Below are 15,064 nucleotides of genomic sequence, written 5' to 3' on the forward strand. Positions count from 1 at the left end.
GCGCAATCGGGTGCGCGGCCGGCATGGAGATGGTCATGCGGCCTGCGGCGTAAAGACACGCAGGCGATGGCCGTCCGGGTCGGTGCAGATAAACGTATAGTCACTGTCCGACGAGACCGGTTCCTGCAGGATCGTCACGCCTTTCCGGCGCCATTCGTCGTGAAGCGCATCGACGCCTTCGCGGCCAGCGACGAAGATTGGAAGCTCCGCGTCGTTGGTATTCACGGCGGCTGGCAGCCTCTTTCTCTTTGCCAGGCCAAGCTTCAACGCATCGTTCATCAGGACGACCGCATAGGTCGGCGACAGCTCCAGCGGCAGCGCACCGAACATCGCCATGTAGAAAACGGCGCTTTCGGCCGGGCTGTCGACGGGCAGAACAAAGTCGGTTTTCATGGCAGTCTCCTCTCGGTGGGTCCGGAGACGTTTCTATTCCGTTCTGCTGTCAATTTATGGCAGTAGGCTCACATGTCCTGAGGGACCTTGTGGGTGTTTCGCCATTCGGCCAGCAACCGGTCGCGCCGGCGTGGAATGCGGATGCCGGTCACGGTCATGGTGGTAAAACGGTCGGTGCGGAAATGACGGAAGTCGCTGCGCAGCTCGCACCAGGCCGCCAGCACGCGGGTTTCCTCGAAATAAGCCAGCGCAAAAGGCCAGATGCGCCGCGTTGTCGGCTGTCCATTGACGTCGGCATAGTCGATGTCGATCTTCATACCCAGCCGGATAGCCTCGCGAATGGCCGGAAAATCGATGGTTCCCAGCCGAAGGTCGCGGGTGTTGTAGACGAGCAGTGAATTCGTTTCCAGCTCATGGCGCAGATCGGCGGGCAGTACGGCGGCGATCTTTGTCAGGGCGTTGCGGGCGGCATCCTTCAATTCGTCGTCGGTCCGCGCCGCGACCCAGCGTGCGCCGAGCACCAGTGCCTCGATTTCCTCTTCGCTCAACATCATCGGCGGCATCAGGAAACCGGGTTTGAGCACGTAGCCGAAGCCGGGCGCGCCCTGGATGTCGGCACCTTGCGCCTGCAGTGTGGCGATGTCGCGGTAGAGCGTGCGGATGCTGATGCCCATGCGCTGGGCAAGCGCGTTGCCGCTCACCGGCCGCCGGTAGGTTCGCAGAAGCTGGATAAGATCGAGAAGACGGGTGGAGCGGGACATGGCCGCGATCATACTGACAGGGATTGGCAGTATCAATGCCGCGAGTGCCGCGTCAGACTGCGTCCTGCCACAGGAGCATGATCTTGCGGCTTTCGTCCTTCGGGTCATCGCGAAAAACCGAAGCAGCAACTGTCAGGGCCTGTTCCCGCAGGGCTTTCTGCCGCGTGATGACGGCCGAGAGGAGATAGGCGACGTCCTCGCTCTTGCCCAATAGATGCGGGTGTTCATCGACCAGGGAGGCAAGGAGCGCCAGATCGTTGTGATGGCCAAGCAGATCGACCACCTTCGTGACCTCGACCCGCTTTGCGTGCATCGCCGAGGGCCACAGACGTTGCAAAAGATCCAGATAGAAACGGTAGTCCTGACTGCGTTTGCGCAATTCATGAAACAGATGTGCATCGGTGGTGTCCGTACAGGCTTCCAGCGCGGTGGAAGCTCTCTCCAATGCCTTGCGCCAGCACTTGGCGATGCGTTTGGCACCCTTTTTGCCACCGTCCCGAAAAGTGATGCAGGCGAGTGAATCCAGTGCCCTGCCGCAGGTTGAGAGCGCTAAAGCGACGCTTTCTTCCTGTTGATCTCCCTCCGCGGCCCGCTCATCGCGCCGGGTGATCAGCACTTTGCCGATCCGTTTCAGGGCGGCGCGTTCGTCGTTGGTTTCGGCATGCTCCAGCAGATACCGGTTGACTTCGACAAGGGCAGTCGCGTCGCGGGAAATCGAGAGCATTTGGGACATCTTGCGGATGCGTGCATTCTCCGAGCGCTGGAATGCGGGAATGTCTGCCGCGGCGAGGCGATAGAGAGAACGCAGTCTTTTGAAATTCTTGCGGGCATCGTGAATGGCCTCCGGCAGCCCCTGCGGACGGTCGGTCAATACTGCAATGGCAAGTGTCAGTTGCTCGCTACCAACCGCTTTGAATTCATCCGTGAAGTGTTCAGAAGGGCGAATATGATAGCTCATGATCTGCCTTGGATACCAACGGATTGGTCGAGAGATACTGGTTGGAGTACTGCGGGTCTCCGGTCACCTCGTTACCCAGCCAGGAGGGCAGGTCCGGTGTGTCATCTTCGGCCTCAAGTTCGACTTCGGCGACAATCAGCCCTTCATGCGCGCCGCCATAGACATCGACCTCCCAGACGAAGCCGTGGTGGCTAACCTCATAACGGGTCTTCTCGATGACAAGGCCGACGGCCAAAGACATCATATCCTTGGCGTCTTCCACGGGAATCTCATACTCGAACTCATCGCGGGTCATCGAGCCAGTGCCGATCTTGATCGTCAGTTTCGCGCGCCTGTCATCGATCAGCCGCACACGTGCGGAACGGTCGTCCATGGTGACGATATAGGCCTGCAGAAAACGCGTACCGCCGTCTGCGGCCTCGCGCCAGCCATCGGAAGCCACCAGAAACTTGCGTTCAATTTCCTTGGCCATTGATAACGCCTGCCGTTTGAATGCCCACGCCAAGCACACTACAGGATTGTCACATTCGAACAAGCAAGCACTTTGACCTGCCGGCGGCTTTGAAGCACGTTCGGGCCTGTCTATTGTCAAGCATGCGTCACCATGTCCGAATAGGCTTGGCTGTCCCGTTTGGTATCGACAAAAGCGGATGGGAAGAGTATTCGAGCCTCACTTCAATCGTTTTAAAAAAGGCTGTCCGGCATGAGCGAGAAAACCGAGAGACTTCTTTCTGTCCTGAAATTGCAGCCGGTCGTTCCGGTGCTGGTCATTGATGACCTCGCGACCGCCGTGCCTTTGGCGCGTGCCCTTGTCGCCGGTGGTTTGAAAGCGATCGAAATTACGCTGCGCACGACTGCTGCGCTCGAAGCGATCCGGGCTGTGGCCAACGAGGTGGAAGGTGCCGTTGCCGGTGCCGGAACCATCCTCAATGCGGCCCAATACGAAGCGGCTGTCGAGGCGGGCTCGCAGTTCATCGTCAGCCCCGGCACGACGCAGGAGCTGATCGACGTTGCCAATGATTCCGATATCCCGCTTCTGCCGGGTGCTGCCACGGCAAGCGAGGTCATGGGCCTGCGCGAAGAAGGCTACAAGGTGATGAAGTTCTTCCCAGCCGAACAGGCTGGCGGCGCTGCCTACCTGAAGTCGCTGTCCTCGCCGCTGGCCGGCACGCTGTTCTGCCCGACCGGCGGCATTTCGCTGTCGAATGCCCGGGATTACCTGTCGCTGCCCAACGTCGTCTGCGTTGGCGGCTCCTGGGTGGCGCCGAAGGAACTGGTTGCCAAGGGCGACTGGGCCGGCATCACCAAGCTGGCTGCCGAGGCTTTCGCGTTGCGCGGCTGATCGATCGTTTCGTTATGACTGTTCAAAAGGCCGGGCGCGTGCGCCCGGCCTTTTTCATGGCAGGCGTCTTTCATTTGTATTTCTGTCGTTGCATTCCTATGTTTCTTTCCGACCGAAACCGGCCTCAAGGGAGTGGACCGAATGTTTGATGCGAAGAAATTGCTGGATCAGTTTTTGGGTTCGCAAATCCCCGGTGCTGGCGGATCGGTGCGGGAGCGGGCCGGTCAGGCGACGCAGCTGGCCAAGGACAATCCGCTGGCCGCCGGCGCCATCGCTGCCGTTCTGCTCGGCACCGGTACTGGCCGCCAGGTGGCTGGCTCGGCCCTGAAACTTGGTGGTCTCGCTGCCATCGCCGGTCTTGGCTACCAAGCCTACAAGAATTATCAGGCCGGCAAGGAACCTATCGCGCAGCCGGAAGCGCAGGCGCAGCCAGAACTGCTGCCGCCACCGGCCGATTCCGGCTTCAGCACCGAACCCGCTGTCATTCGCAATGATTTTGTGCTCGTTCTGGTCCGCGCCATGATTGCCGCCGCCCGCGCCGATGGTCACATCGACGATGTCGAGCGCGCCCGCATCATGGACAAGGTGAAAGTCTCCGGCCTCGATTCGGAAGCTGAGCAGTTCCTGCATGAGGAGCTAAGCCAGCCGGTCGACCTCGATGCCATCGTCGCGGCGGCTGTGACCGAAGAGGAGCGTGTCGAGCTTTATACCGCGTCGCGTCTTGCCATCGATGCCGACAGCCGCGCCGAGCGCGGATATCTCGATCAACTGGCCGGACGCCTTGGCCTTGCCGATGCTCTGATCGACCATATCGAGGCGACGGTCTCGTCGGCCAAGACACCGGTTATCGAAGCACAGGCCAATCCGCAGCAGACCTCGGTGCCGCAGACCGGTCAGCCCCCAATCAAGTCGCCGTGGTGATCAATCCATCATCACTTTGCATTTGTGCCGATGCCTGAGCTGTCCTATGCCAGCGTCAAAGCCTTTGTTATGACCGGTGCGGTTTCTGCGCCGGTTTCAAGGTTGCTGGTGTCGTCTCTTCCGGAGTTTGCAGATGCGTGATTTGACCAATTGGACAGCCCGCCCGGCCCCGAAACCGGTGACTCTGGAAGGCCGTTATGTGCGGATCGTGCCTTATGATCGGGTGAGCCACCTGGAAGCGCTATGGCGAGCCTTTGGTGGTCTGGAGATCAATGTGCGCCTTCAGTATTTCTCGCAGGATGATTTTCGCGGCATCGAGGATTTCGATGCCTGGCTCACGGCGGTGCAGAAGGGCGGCTGGGTTACGGAAGTCTTCTGTGACAAGGCCAGCGGCGATGTCGTCGGCATGGCCAACTACATGCGGCCCGATCCCGCCAATGGTGTGGTCGAGGTCGGTGGTGTAGCGCATTCTTTTTCGATGGCCAGGTCGCCCTTGTCCACCGAAGTTCATTACCTGATGGCCAGGCACGCCTTCGAGGACCTGGGATACCGGCGATACGAGTGGAAATGCGACAACCGTAATGAAGCCAGCAAGAAAACGGCGAGCCGGCTTGGCTTCAGCTTTGAAGGGGTCTTCCGCCAGCACATGTTGTCGAAGCGCGCCAATCGCGATACGGCATGGTTCTCGATCATCGATGGCGAATGGCCGTTGCTCAACGCTGCTTTCGAAGCTTGGCTGTCGCCTGAGAATTTTGCCGGTGATGGCACGCAGAAGCGAAAGCTTGAAGATATTCGCGCCGGACTGGCGCAAAAGGAGACCGCATGAATACCCCGGAAAAGAAGGAACACTCGCCAGCGATCGCCGCGGCCGTTATCCTGGTCATCGTCGGGGCCGGCTTCTTTATCCTGCCGAAAATCATGCTCTGGCTTGGCACGTTTTCGCCCTGGCTGGCCGCGGCCTTCGGTGCGGTTTTCGTGCTCGGCTTCTTCCTGATCTTCTGGCTGCGCGCCCGATACCAGCGCGGGCGTGGACTTTGAAGGTTTAGCCCTGCAGCGACGCCCCAAGCAGAACAATGCCCAGTACCAGCACCAGCAAGGCGCCGGAGATTTCGATGCCGTTGCTGATGCGCATGGCCGATGATCCGTTAGACGCGTAGCGCACAGCCAGGTCCTTGGCGGTGACGGCGAGCGTCGCCAGCACGGAGACGGTGATGGCCGTGCCGATCGACATGGCAAAGACCGATAGAACGCCGCCGAGATAAAGCCCGTTTAACAGCGCGAAGCTCAGCACGATCAGCGCGCCGGAGCAGGGGCGCAAGCCCACGGCAACAATCGCCGACCAGGCCTCGCGGAGCGCGAAGCGATCACCCTTGAGCATTGAAGGATCGGGTGCATGTGCGTGGCCGCAGGTGTCGCAGACTTCGCCCGGCCCATGGCTATGGCCATGATCATGGGAGTGAGGACTGTGGCCGTGTCCGTGGTCATACGAAACCACTGGGGCCAGCCGCCGCGTCCGTATAGCCTTCAGCTTGCGAAACAGCAGCCAGCCGCCAAAGGCAGCGATCAGGGCGTAGCTGACCACTTCGAGGAAATGCGTGGCCTGCGTCATCGAGATTGATGATCCCCGCAGCACCAGATAGGCGGCGCCGACGAGCAGGATGGCGACGCCTCCCTGCATCATCGACGACAGGAAGGACAGGAGCACGCCGCGCTTCAGTTCGGTCTCGTTGGCGATCATGTAAGAGGAAATGACCGCCTTGCCGTGACCGGGGCCGGCAGCGTGGAACACACCATAGGCAAAGGACAGGCCGATCAGCGACCAGAGGTGCCACGGGTCGTCCCGCATGGCTTTGATCGCCTCTGTCAGCGTGTGGTAGAAACGCTGCTGCTCCATGTTGATCCAGGCGAAGAAGCCGCCGAAAATGCCGCTGGTATTGAAGGCCGGCTCAGCGGTGCCGATACCGAGCGGCGACTGTGCGTGGGCGATGCTGATGCCGGCGGCGGCCAGAGCCAGCGCCAAACCCAGCAGGCGCGCGGGATGCCGCAGCATCAGCATTTGAACTCGATTCGTGTGGCAAACATCTTCGACATGTCGGTTCCTGTCGGATCGTTGAAGAAGGCGTCGGTGAGGCTTGCCTGATTCTGGGCAAGCACTTCATCCGGGTCGGGACGGACCACCTTGTGCTCGCAGGCGTTCAACTGGTCGCCAACCGCAACGAGATCGCCGTCGGTCGGGAAATCCATCGCCGTGTACATGGTGGGATCATAGACGCCGAATGACATATTGCCCTTAAGCAGCATCGGCTCGGCAGGCTTGACGGCGAACATTAAGAGCAACTGGCCGTCCTTGTAATCAGCCGTGATTTCGTCCGGCTTGCTGACCTTGATGGTTTTGCCGTTGTCGGTGATCGTCGTGTAGTAATTGTATTCCTGCAGGGAATCGAGAACCGTCTGGCCGACCTCCTGCAGTTCATCGGGATCGAGTTGCGCATTGGAGTTCTTGTCGAAATCCATCACCACGCTGGCGGAAAACAACTCGTCAAAACGCCAGACATTGCGCAGTTCGGTGATCTGGTTGGTCGCATCCGCAACGATTTCCAGCCGCGCCTCGGCGAAAATATGCGGATGAGCGAGTGCTGCGCCGGGCGCAAGCACAGCCGCTACCGTCAGGATCAGGGACGATCGTTTCATTCTGTCGTGATTCCTCTGGCTGTTTTGGCGCAACGCAGCATTCATGCAATGTGGGGTAAATGGGACGGAATTGGGACTTCTGCCCATCGTGGCCCGGTCAATTTTCCGCGTTCTTGCGAAACCACTGATGCAGGAAGTCGACGAATGTGCGCACTTTGGTCGGCAGATAACGCCGATGCGGATAGATCGCGTAGATGCCGCGATCCTTTGGTATGTAGTCTTCGAAAATGGAAACCAGCGTACCGGCGGCCACTTTCGGCCGGGCGATGAAATCGGGAATGCTGGCGACGCCCATGCCGGATTCCGCCGCGCGCACGGCGGCCAGCGGACTGTTGACTTCGATCGGGCCGCCCACGGGAACACTGAACCCTGTGCCATCCGGCTCGGTGAAGCGCCAATTGCTGTAGGAACGGCCGTTGGTATCGATGATGCAGGCGTGCCGCGACAGCTCGGATGGGTGGTTAATCGGTCCGAATTCTTCGAGGAATGCCGGTGTCGCGCAGTACAGAACCTGGAAATCGTCAAGCTTGCGGGCGATCAGTGTCGAATCCTCCAGCTTGGTGATGCGGATAGCCACGTCAAAACCTTCCTCGACCAGATCGACAAAACGGTCGTCGGAGATGATTTCCAATGACAGTTCCGGATGCGCCTTACCGAAATCGATCAAGGACTGGCCGATCTCCGCGTCGACGAATGTGCGCGGCGCGGAAATGCGCAACCGGCCTTTCAGGTCGGAATTGCTGGCACGGACGAGATCGGCGAGATTGTCGATCTCCTTGAGGATCTCCGATGCCGTCCGGTAATAGGTATGGCCGGCTTCAGTCAGAGAAAACTGCCGGGTCGTGCGGTTGAGCAGAAGGGCGCCCAGTTCGTCTTCCAGTTCCCGCACATATTTGGACAAGAGCGCCTTTGAGCGCCCGACACGCCGGGCGGCTGCGGAAAATCCCTCGGCATCGACGACATCGATGAAGGCGCGGATGCGTGTCAGTGTATCCATCGGGCTGCTTTATCCTGCCTGCTCGGGCTGCTGCCCTGTTTCTGATTCGCGGTTTGGGGCCGTTGCAACGATAGACCGGCGTTGCGTAAAGACGAAGAACTGTTACGGCGTTAACGTTTGTCACCTCCGCCGGCCGCTGCCGCACCGCTCCAAAAACGATCTTAAAACAAGACGTTGGTTTCTGCGACGGGTTGGCGGAGATTGTTCAGGAAATCTGAACATCTTAACGGGTTTTGGCGCGCATAAAAAATCAGCAGCCAATGTGAAAAAAGTCTTGATTACGACAAGGTTTTTTCTTATCTCCGCTTCAGCCCAAAGTCGCACGTGCCCATGGCTGTCCGCCGACCCTCGAATTGGTGAGGAAATCGGTAAGGTACCTGGAATTAACCCCTCCAGTCGCTATTCCGGCCAACCGGAAAATGCGAGGACATCCGAAGCAACGACGGTGCGGGCCTTTTTGTTCTCTCCCTGCTTTCCATCAGCGGGGGTTACTGAAGAGGCACACCTTCATTGCCGGAAGTGCGGTAGGTCATCCTTCCAATCAATGGCAGACAAAGCGGATCAAAGCTCTTGGCGGAGCGTTGTTCCATCATTCGCGCATCGTGCGCATGTCTGGATCCGGGGTCTCCACCGGCTGGTTCCGGGGCATGTTCGCGTATGTCCTTTGTCCTCCACGTTTTCGTGGAGCGTACCTGATTGGGGATAGAACCATGACGACTGCACGTATCATCGACTTCCTGAACACCCGACGTCCCGAAGGTCCTTGCCTCGTGGTTGACCTCGATGTCGTGCGCGACAATTTCAAGGCTTTCCGTCACGCTCTGCCGGATAGCTCGATCTACTATGCCGTCAAGGCAAATCCGTCGCCGGAAATACTGCGCCTGCTCGCATCCATGGGCTCCAACTTCGATTGCGCGTCCGTCGCTGAAATCGAAATGGCGCTCGATGCCGGTGCGACTGCGTCGCGTGTTTCCTTCGGCAACACCATCAAGAAAGAACGCGATGTCGCCAAGGCGCATGCGCTCGGCGTTTCGCTGTTTGCTGTCGATAGCCACGAGGAAGTCGAAAAGATTTCCCGTGCCGCTCCCGGTGCCCGCGTGTTCTGCCGTGTCCTGACGGATGGCGAAGGCGCCGAATGGCCGCTGTCGCGCAAGTTCGGCTGCGTTCCGCAGATGGCCGTCGACGTTCTCGTCTACGCGCATCAGCTGGGCCTGGTTTCGTACGGCGTTTCGTTCCATGTCGGCTCGCAGATGACCAAGGTCGACGCCTGGGATTCGGCCCTTGCCGATGCCAAGCGCGTCTTCGTTCAGCTGGCCAAGCAGGGCATCGAGCTGAAGATGGTCAACATGGGCGGCGGTTTCCCGACCAAGTACTTGCGCGACGTGCCGTCGGCTGAAGCCTATGGCAAGGCGATCTTCGGTTCGCTGCGCAAGCACTTCGGCAACAACCTGCCGGAAACGATCATCGAGCCGGGCCGCGGCATGGTTGGCAATGCCGGTGTGATCAAGGCGGAGGTCGTCCTGATCTCGAAGAAGTCGGACAATGACAATCACCGCTGGGTGTTCCTCGACATCGGCAAGTTCGGCGGTCTCGCCGAAACCATGGACGAAGCGATCCGTTACCCGATCCGCACGATCCATGATGCCGACGAAATGGAGCCTTGCGTTCTGGCCGGCCCGACCTGCGATTCGGCCGACGTGCTGTACGAGAAGAACATGTACCCGCTGCCGATCACGCTCTCGATCGGTGACGAAGTCCTGATCGAAGGCACCGGCGCCTACACGACGACCTACTCGGCTGTTGCCTTCAATGGCTTCGATCCGCTGAAGGCTTACGTGATCTAAAAAGCCTGCTCCGGTTCACGCCGGAGCAGCACCCTCACAATTTGTTTTCGATACCGTTTGAATCGGTTTTGAGTGCGGGAGGCCCCGATGGCCGCTGTTCTTGATTCTGTCCGCGCATTCTTTGCGCAGAATTCCTTTACCATCGACGCGGAAAACCCGGGCGACGTTGTCGCGCGCGAAAACCTGCTTGACCTCACCATGGGTCCAAACCGCCGCCGCAAGTCGTCCGAGGCGCTGCGCCGTGGCCGTGTACCGGCCGAAGGCCTGGCGTTGGTTGCCCGCGATCCGGATGGTCACGTCATCGGCACCGTGCGCCTGTGGAATGTCGAGGCTGGCGTGAGCCGCGAAGGCGTTCCGGTTGATGCCTTGATGCTTGGCCCGCTGGCTGTCGATTGCGCCCATGAGGGCAAGGGCATAGGCGGCGCGCTGATGCGCGCAGCCATCGGTGAGGCGAAGTCCCGCGGCCACGGTGCCATTCTGCTCGTTGGTGATGCGCCTTACTATGAGCGCTTCGGCTTTTTCGCTGAAAAGGCCCGCCATCTCGTCATGCCCGGTCCGTTCGAGCGCCACCGTTTTCTGGCGCTGGAGCTCAAGGACGGCTGGCTGGAGGGGGCTGCCGGCATCATGGTGGCGAGCGGCTGCACCTTTGCCAGGGCGGCACGGTAATCCGCCAATGTTGCAAAAGCCCCGCCTGCCTCCAGGGGGCGGGGCTTCTCCTGTGACAGGGATGCAACGGTCTTGGCCGGTTGTTTCCCGTTTGGGAAATTGGATCGCCGCTTCTCTCATAAATTGATTTGAATCAAAGCATTGCTGCCGCGTCGGCGTAGCCCTCCCTTGCCAAGGTCATTCGACATTTCAAGGAGAGGCAATATGGGATACGGGCGTGAAGTCATCGCTGCGCTGGTGGCGGGATGTGCATTGTTTGTGACGGGGCAAGCCGCAGCGGCGGATTTGGCGCAGGCTCCGCTGGAGCCGGTCTCCATCGAGACCCTGACGGCGCGCAATCCCTGGCAGATACGTGTGCGTGCGCTTGGCGTCATCACGCGCGACACTGGCTCCATCGACGGCGTGCCCGGCTCCGATCTCAGTTATTCGGATACGCTGATCCCGGAGCTCGATATCAGCTATTTTTTCACCGACAATATCGCGGCCGAACTGATCCTCGGCACCACTTATGCCAATATCCATGAGGATGGCGCGGTGGGTGTGCCGGTTGGCAAGGCCTGGCTGCTGCCGCCCACTCTGACGCTGCAATACCACTTCACCGATTTCGGCGCGTTCAAGCCCTATGTCGGGGCGGGCGTCAACTATTCGCTGTTCTACAATCAGTCTGAGAAGCCCGGTTTCAGCAATCTCGACGTCAAGAGCCATTTGGGCGCAGCGCTTCAGGTCGGTTTCGACTACATGCTGGACGACAATTGGGGCGTCAACTTCGACGTGAAGAAGATTTTCCTCAAAACCGAATGGTCGGCTGATCATGATACGCTTGGTCCTTTGAGCGGCAAGGCCAAGATCGATCCCTGGCTGATCGGTACGGGTATTACCTATCGTTTCTAGCCGCTGACATTTGAGACGCAGGGCGAGGGGCAGGACCTGCTTTCCCTGTGGCCGAGCGGTTCTGCATCATAACGGTGGGCGATACCGGAAGGTAACGCCCACCGTTTCTCGTTGGGCCGGATGTTTGACAGTATCTGCGCAATGGATTAGATGTCCGCCAACGGGTGAGAGCCCCGGCCGTCCGCAAGCTCCAAGCTTTTGGTGAAGTCTCTCGTTCCTTTTCGGTCGTCCATGATTGTGGCGTGCGAACGGTGGCAAGGCGGACCCCCTCCGGATGATTGCACGCTCCATGTTGGAGACTGAACGATGCGTGGATCGATCCCGCTTCCCTCACTCGATGCCCTGAAAGATCAGGCAAAGCGGCTGCGTGCCGGTCTTGGTGCCGATGGTCAGGACATCACCCATTCGAAATCGCTGGAACTTCTGGCCGCGCAATACGGATTTCGCGACTGGAACACGCTGCATGCCGTGGTGGGCAACCGGCCGCCGCTCAATCCGTGGATGCTCGGCTCGCGAGTCAAGGGTCACTATCTCGGCCAGCCGTTTGAAGCGACCATTCTCGGGGTGCAGGCCGTGACTGCGCAGCCGGGCCGTTACCGGCTAACGCTGGATTTCGATGAGCCCGTGGATGTCGTCACCTTTGATAGTTTCTCCGCCTTCCGCAAGCGCGTCCACTGCACGATCGACGAGACAGGACGAACGGTTGAGAAAACGTCGAATGGCCGGCCGCAGGTGGAGTTGGCGTGGTGAAAACGGATACTCAGATTTCCGCGAGGAATGTGCGTCCTCGCGGCGAGATGCGATAGCCGCTCTGCAGACTTTCCGTCAGGCCGAGTTCCTTCAGCTTGCGGATTTTCTGCTTGAGGGCGGCCTTTTCAAAGCCGATGCTCGTGGCAAGCTCTCCGGCCGTGATGCCTTCGCGCGCCGCGATCAGCCGCAGCGTTTGCAATGTCCAGGGAGTGTCAGCATCAAAGGCTGTCAGGCGGCGCCGCAGTTCGTCCCGTTCGCCAAGGCCAAAACTGCAGATGTCACGCAACTTAACTCTCGGGTCGGCGCTTGCAACATGGAAGGCGATGCGATAGAGGGTACCTGCACGTTGTCCCGCGATATCGGCAAGCAACGCGTCCAACGACGAATGGCCTGAACGGGAAGCATCCTCATCGGTGAGGCTGCCAGCGTCCGTCATATCGATCGCATTGATGGCCAGCACGCCGGCAGCGGTGCGTAGCGTCCCGCCGGCCCGCACGGTCGGCTTCTGCCAGCGCCGGAATGCCAGAGTCACGGCGCCTTTCGCGATCTCCTCGAGCACGTCCTTTTTGAACAGCATTCAAAGGTTTTCGCGCGGCAGACCTTTATCGTCAAGCCTGCCGCCGATGCTGAGGGCGCAAGGTCAGCCGGCGATATCGACCACGCCGCAATCGCCCGCCTCTGAGCCGAAGGCAAGCTGCCGACCGTTCTTGTTCCAGGCCATGGCTGATATCGCGCCCTTGCCGGGACGGCGCAGCAACACTTCCTTGCTGTCGGCGAAGCGCACCACCATGATCATGCCATCGGCATAACCGATGGCCGCAATCTCTTCGACGGGATGGCAGCAGACCTGGGTGACCATGATATTGGCACGGGTGCCGAGTTCCAGCGGCGCCTTGCCCATCGGGCCGTCCTTGGCCTGGAAGGGCCAGACGATGGCGGCCGGTGCCCCGGAAGAGGCAAGCCACTTGCCCTTGGCGGACCATGAAACTGATTTGATCTTGGCCGGGTAGCCGGTCATCCGCATATGCCGGGTCTCGGCGCCGGGCTTGGTATCGAGCTTCCAGCCGTGCAGCGCATTTTCCTGCATGGAGGTGACGACGAAACGGCCGTCGGGCGAGAAGGTAACGCCGGTATGAGCGCCCTTCCATTCAAGATCGACCGGTTGGCTCGCCATCGCCACCCAATGCAGGGAGACGCCGTTGTAGCGCGCAACCGCTATGCGCAGGCCCTTCGGTGCAAAGGCGATGCCCTCGACCGTGCGTTCCTCGGCGAAATCCTTGATTGTTCCATCGGCCAGCCGCACATGCGCTGTCTTGCCATAGGCATACGCAATGGCGCCTTGTGGTCCGGCAGCGACCTGCGAAATCCATTTGCGCGGAACATTGGCAAGCTCGCTCACCGTGCCGTCCGCCTTGATCCGCAGCACCTTGCCATCCTCACCGCCGGTCAGCAGCGTGTCGCTCGCTTCGTCGCGGATGGAGGAAAGCAGGCCTTCGTGCGCCTCGACGGTTTTATGGCCGTGATCGAGGCGATGGACGAGGCCGGAGGATTCGGCAAAGAACGGTATGTCGCCGAGAAAGGCCACGCCGGCGACGTGACCCTGGAGATCGAGAGGAGCAACTGTCGGCATCAGTAAGCTGCGGCTCCGGCGGGAGCGGCTTCACACGCCTTGAACGTGCGTTCGAGTTTTTCGCGGTCGAGTTCGCGGCCGATGAAGACGAGGCGGCTTTCGTGTTTCTCGCCGTCCTTCCAGGCGCGCTGGTGGTCGCCTTCGATGATCATGTGCACGCCCTGCACAACATAGCGTTCGGGATCGTCCTTGAAGGCGATGATGCCCTTGAGGCGCAGGATATTGGGACCTTCCGTCTGGGTGATCTTCTGGATCCACGGGAAGAAGCGCTCGGCGTTCATTTCACCACCGCGCAGCGAAACCGACTGCACCGTAACGTCATGGATCGGCGAGGGGGCATGGTCGTGATGATGGTGTTCGTGGCCGTGATGATCATGATCGTGGTGATGATGGTCGTGATCATGGTGATGATGATCGTGGCCGCAATCCGGACCGCAGGTATGATCGTGGTCGTGATGATCCTGCTCAAGGAAATGCGGCTCGTTTTCCAGTGCCCGTTCCAGGCTGAAAGCGCCCTGGTCGAGCACTTTCGTCAGGTCGATATTCGAGCGTTCGGTACGATGGATGCGCGCCGACGGATTGATCGCCCGCACCGTCGCTTCGATCTTGGCCAGTTCTTCCGGCGTGACGAGATCGGTCTTGTTGAGCAGCACGACGTCGGCAAAGGCGATCTGGTCTTCGGCTTCGCGCGAATCCTTCAGACGCAGCGGCAGATGCTTGGCATCGACCAGCGCGACAACAGCGTCGAGTTCGGTCTTGGCGCGCACATCATCATCCATGAAGAAGGTCTGGGCAACCGGTACCGGATCGGCAAGGCCTGTGGTTTCGACGATGATCGCATCGAAGCGGCCCGGGCGGCGCATCAGGCCTTCGACGACGCGGATCAGGTCGCCGCGCACCGTGCAGCAGACACAGCCATTGTTCATTTCATAGATTTCTTCGTCGGATTCGACGATCAGGTCGTTGTCGATGCCGATCTCGCCGAATTCGTTGACGATAACAGCGTATTTCTTGCCGTGGTTTTCAGACAGGATGCGGTTCAGGAGCGTCGTTTTGCCGGCGCCGAGATAACCGGTGAGCACGGTGACGGGAATGGGCTTGGCGGCAGCTGTGGTTGCTTCGGTCATGGGAACCTCGGAAAATTCGGGATGCCTACGGGCATGGGGGTGATGCTGATATAGGAGATGGTGAGCCCCAGCGCAAATGGGGGCGTGAACTTC

At 59.8% G+C, this 15,064-nt stretch carries 18 protein-coding genes; 8 read left to right on the plus strand and 10 right to left on the minus strand.

Features of this window, described 5'->3' with window-relative positions; genetic code table 11:
* Positions 1-33: 33 nt before the first annotated feature.
* The 4 genes from ACSQ3J_RS25185 to ACSQ3J_RS25200 all read right to left on the minus strand — a co-directional run bounded on the left by ACSQ3J_RS25185 (position 34) and on the right by ACSQ3J_RS25200 (position 2,584).
* Positions 34-393: a VOC family protein gene (locus tag ACSQ3J_RS25185; protein ID WP_060503025.1), complete on the minus strand. Its 360-nt coding sequence runs from the start codon at positions 391-393 to the stop codon at positions 34-36.
* 68 nt (positions 394-461) lie between these two features.
* Positions 462-1,154 carry a helix-turn-helix transcriptional regulator gene (locus tag ACSQ3J_RS25190; RefSeq protein WP_436040569.1) on the minus strand — a complete coding sequence of 231 codons (693 nt, stop codon included), beginning with the start codon at positions 1,152-1,154 and terminating at the stop codon, positions 462-464.
* A gap of 52 nt (positions 1,155-1,206) precedes the next feature.
* On the minus strand, positions 1,207-2,112 hold the full coding sequence (locus ACSQ3J_RS25195; RefSeq protein WP_436040570.1) for a CHAD domain-containing protein: 906 nt from the start codon (positions 2,110-2,112) through the stop codon (positions 1,207-1,209).
* Complete coding sequence (locus ACSQ3J_RS25200) at positions 2,087-2,584, minus strand: CYTH domain-containing protein (protein WP_060503023.1); 498 nt, start codon at positions 2,582-2,584, stop codon at positions 2,087-2,089. The genes ACSQ3J_RS25195 and ACSQ3J_RS25200 overlap by 26 nt, the downstream gene beginning before the upstream one ends.
* Before the next feature lie 231 nt (positions 2,585-2,815).
* Between ACSQ3J_RS25200 and ACSQ3J_RS25205 the strand changes: the two genes are divergently transcribed.
* The 4 genes from ACSQ3J_RS25205 to ACSQ3J_RS25220 all read left to right on the plus strand — a co-directional run bounded on the left by ACSQ3J_RS25205 (position 2,816) and on the right by ACSQ3J_RS25220 (position 5,413).
* Positions 2,816-3,454, plus strand: a complete 639-nt coding sequence (locus tag ACSQ3J_RS25205) for a 2-dehydro-3-deoxy-phosphogluconate aldolase (RefSeq protein ID WP_060503022.1) — start codon at positions 2,816-2,818, stop codon at positions 3,452-3,454.
* Positions 3,455-3,595: 141 nt separating this feature from the next.
* Positions 3,596-4,375 carry a tellurite resistance TerB family protein gene (locus tag ACSQ3J_RS25210; RefSeq protein ID WP_060503021.1) on the plus strand — a complete coding sequence of 260 codons (780 nt, stop codon included), beginning with the start codon at positions 3,596-3,598 and terminating at the stop codon, positions 4,373-4,375.
* A 133-nt stretch (positions 4,376-4,508) separates the two neighbouring features.
* Complete coding sequence (locus ACSQ3J_RS25215; protein WP_060503020.1) at positions 4,509-5,201, plus strand: GNAT family N-acetyltransferase; 693 nt, start codon at positions 4,509-4,511, stop codon at positions 5,199-5,201.
* Entirely contained in the window at positions 5,198-5,413 is a 216-nt protein-coding gene (locus ACSQ3J_RS25220; RefSeq protein WP_060503019.1) for a hypothetical protein, read from the plus strand. Before ACSQ3J_RS25215 ends, ACSQ3J_RS25220 begins: the two co-directional genes overlap by 4 nt.
* A gap of 4 nt (positions 5,414-5,417) precedes the next feature.
* On the opposite strand, the gene ACSQ3J_RS25225 is transcribed toward ACSQ3J_RS25220, so the two are convergent.
* The 3 genes from ACSQ3J_RS25225 to ACSQ3J_RS25235 form a co-directional block, all read right to left on the minus strand.
* On the minus strand, positions 5,418-6,431 hold the full coding sequence (locus ACSQ3J_RS25225) for a nickel/cobalt transporter (protein ID WP_060503018.1): 1,014 nt from the start codon (positions 6,429-6,431) through the stop codon (positions 5,418-5,420).
* Positions 6,425-7,066, minus strand: a complete 642-nt coding sequence (locus tag ACSQ3J_RS25230; protein WP_060503017.1) for a DUF1007 family protein — start codon at positions 7,064-7,066, stop codon at positions 6,425-6,427. The genes ACSQ3J_RS25225 and ACSQ3J_RS25230 overlap by 7 nt, the downstream gene beginning before the upstream one ends.
* Before the next feature lie 97 nt (positions 7,067-7,163).
* Entirely contained in the window at positions 7,164-8,063 is a 900-nt protein-coding gene (locus ACSQ3J_RS25235) for a LysR family transcriptional regulator (RefSeq protein ID WP_060503016.1), read from the minus strand.
* 710 nt (positions 8,064-8,773) lie between these two features.
* Between ACSQ3J_RS25235 and odc2 the strand changes: the two genes are divergently transcribed.
* The 4 genes from odc2 to ACSQ3J_RS25255 all read left to right on the plus strand — a co-directional run bounded on the left by odc2 (position 8,774) and on the right by ACSQ3J_RS25255 (position 12,214).
* Complete coding sequence (odc2, locus tag ACSQ3J_RS25240; protein ID WP_060503015.1) at positions 8,774-9,907, plus strand: ornithine/lysine decarboxylase; 1,134 nt, start codon at positions 8,774-8,776, stop codon at positions 9,905-9,907.
* An 87-nt stretch (positions 9,908-9,994) separates the two neighbouring features.
* Complete coding sequence (locus tag ACSQ3J_RS25245) at positions 9,995-10,573, plus strand: GNAT family N-acetyltransferase (protein WP_060503014.1); 579 nt, start codon at positions 9,995-9,997, stop codon at positions 10,571-10,573.
* A gap of 204 nt (positions 10,574-10,777) precedes the next feature.
* Positions 10,778-11,464 carry an OmpW/AlkL family protein gene (locus tag ACSQ3J_RS25250; RefSeq protein ID WP_060503013.1) on the plus strand — a complete coding sequence of 229 codons (687 nt, stop codon included), beginning with the start codon at positions 10,778-10,780 and terminating at the stop codon, positions 11,462-11,464.
* Between the two features lie 306 nt (positions 11,465-11,770).
* On the plus strand, positions 11,771-12,214 hold the full coding sequence (locus ACSQ3J_RS25255) for a glyoxalase superfamily protein (protein WP_060503012.1): 444 nt from the start codon (positions 11,771-11,773) through the stop codon (positions 12,212-12,214).
* A gap of 10 nt (positions 12,215-12,224) precedes the next feature.
* Here the strand turns inward: ACSQ3J_RS25255 and ACSQ3J_RS25260 are convergent, their stop codons facing one another.
* The 3 genes from ACSQ3J_RS25260 to ACSQ3J_RS25270 form a co-directional block, all read right to left on the minus strand.
* Positions 12,225-12,791, minus strand: coding sequence for a MarR family transcriptional regulator (locus ACSQ3J_RS25260; protein WP_060503011.1), 567 nt, complete (start codon positions 12,789-12,791; stop codon positions 12,225-12,227).
* Between the two features lie 63 nt (positions 12,792-12,854).
* A complete protein-coding gene (locus ACSQ3J_RS25265; protein WP_060503010.1) occupies positions 12,855-13,844 on the minus strand; it encodes a WD40 repeat domain-containing protein in 990 nt (329 codons plus the stop codon).
* Positions 13,844-14,971 carry a CobW family GTP-binding protein gene (locus ACSQ3J_RS25270; RefSeq protein WP_060503009.1) on the minus strand — a complete coding sequence of 376 codons (1,128 nt, stop codon included), beginning with the start codon at positions 14,969-14,971 and terminating at the stop codon, positions 13,844-13,846. Before ACSQ3J_RS25270 ends, ACSQ3J_RS25265 begins: the two co-directional genes overlap by 1 nt.
* Between the last annotated feature and the right edge of the window lie 93 nt (positions 14,972-15,064).

Origin of the sequence: Rhizobium sp. LjRoot98, assembly GCF_964252935.1 — a bacterium.
Lineage (GTDB): Bacteria > Pseudomonadota > Alphaproteobacteria > Rhizobiales > Rhizobiaceae > Pararhizobium.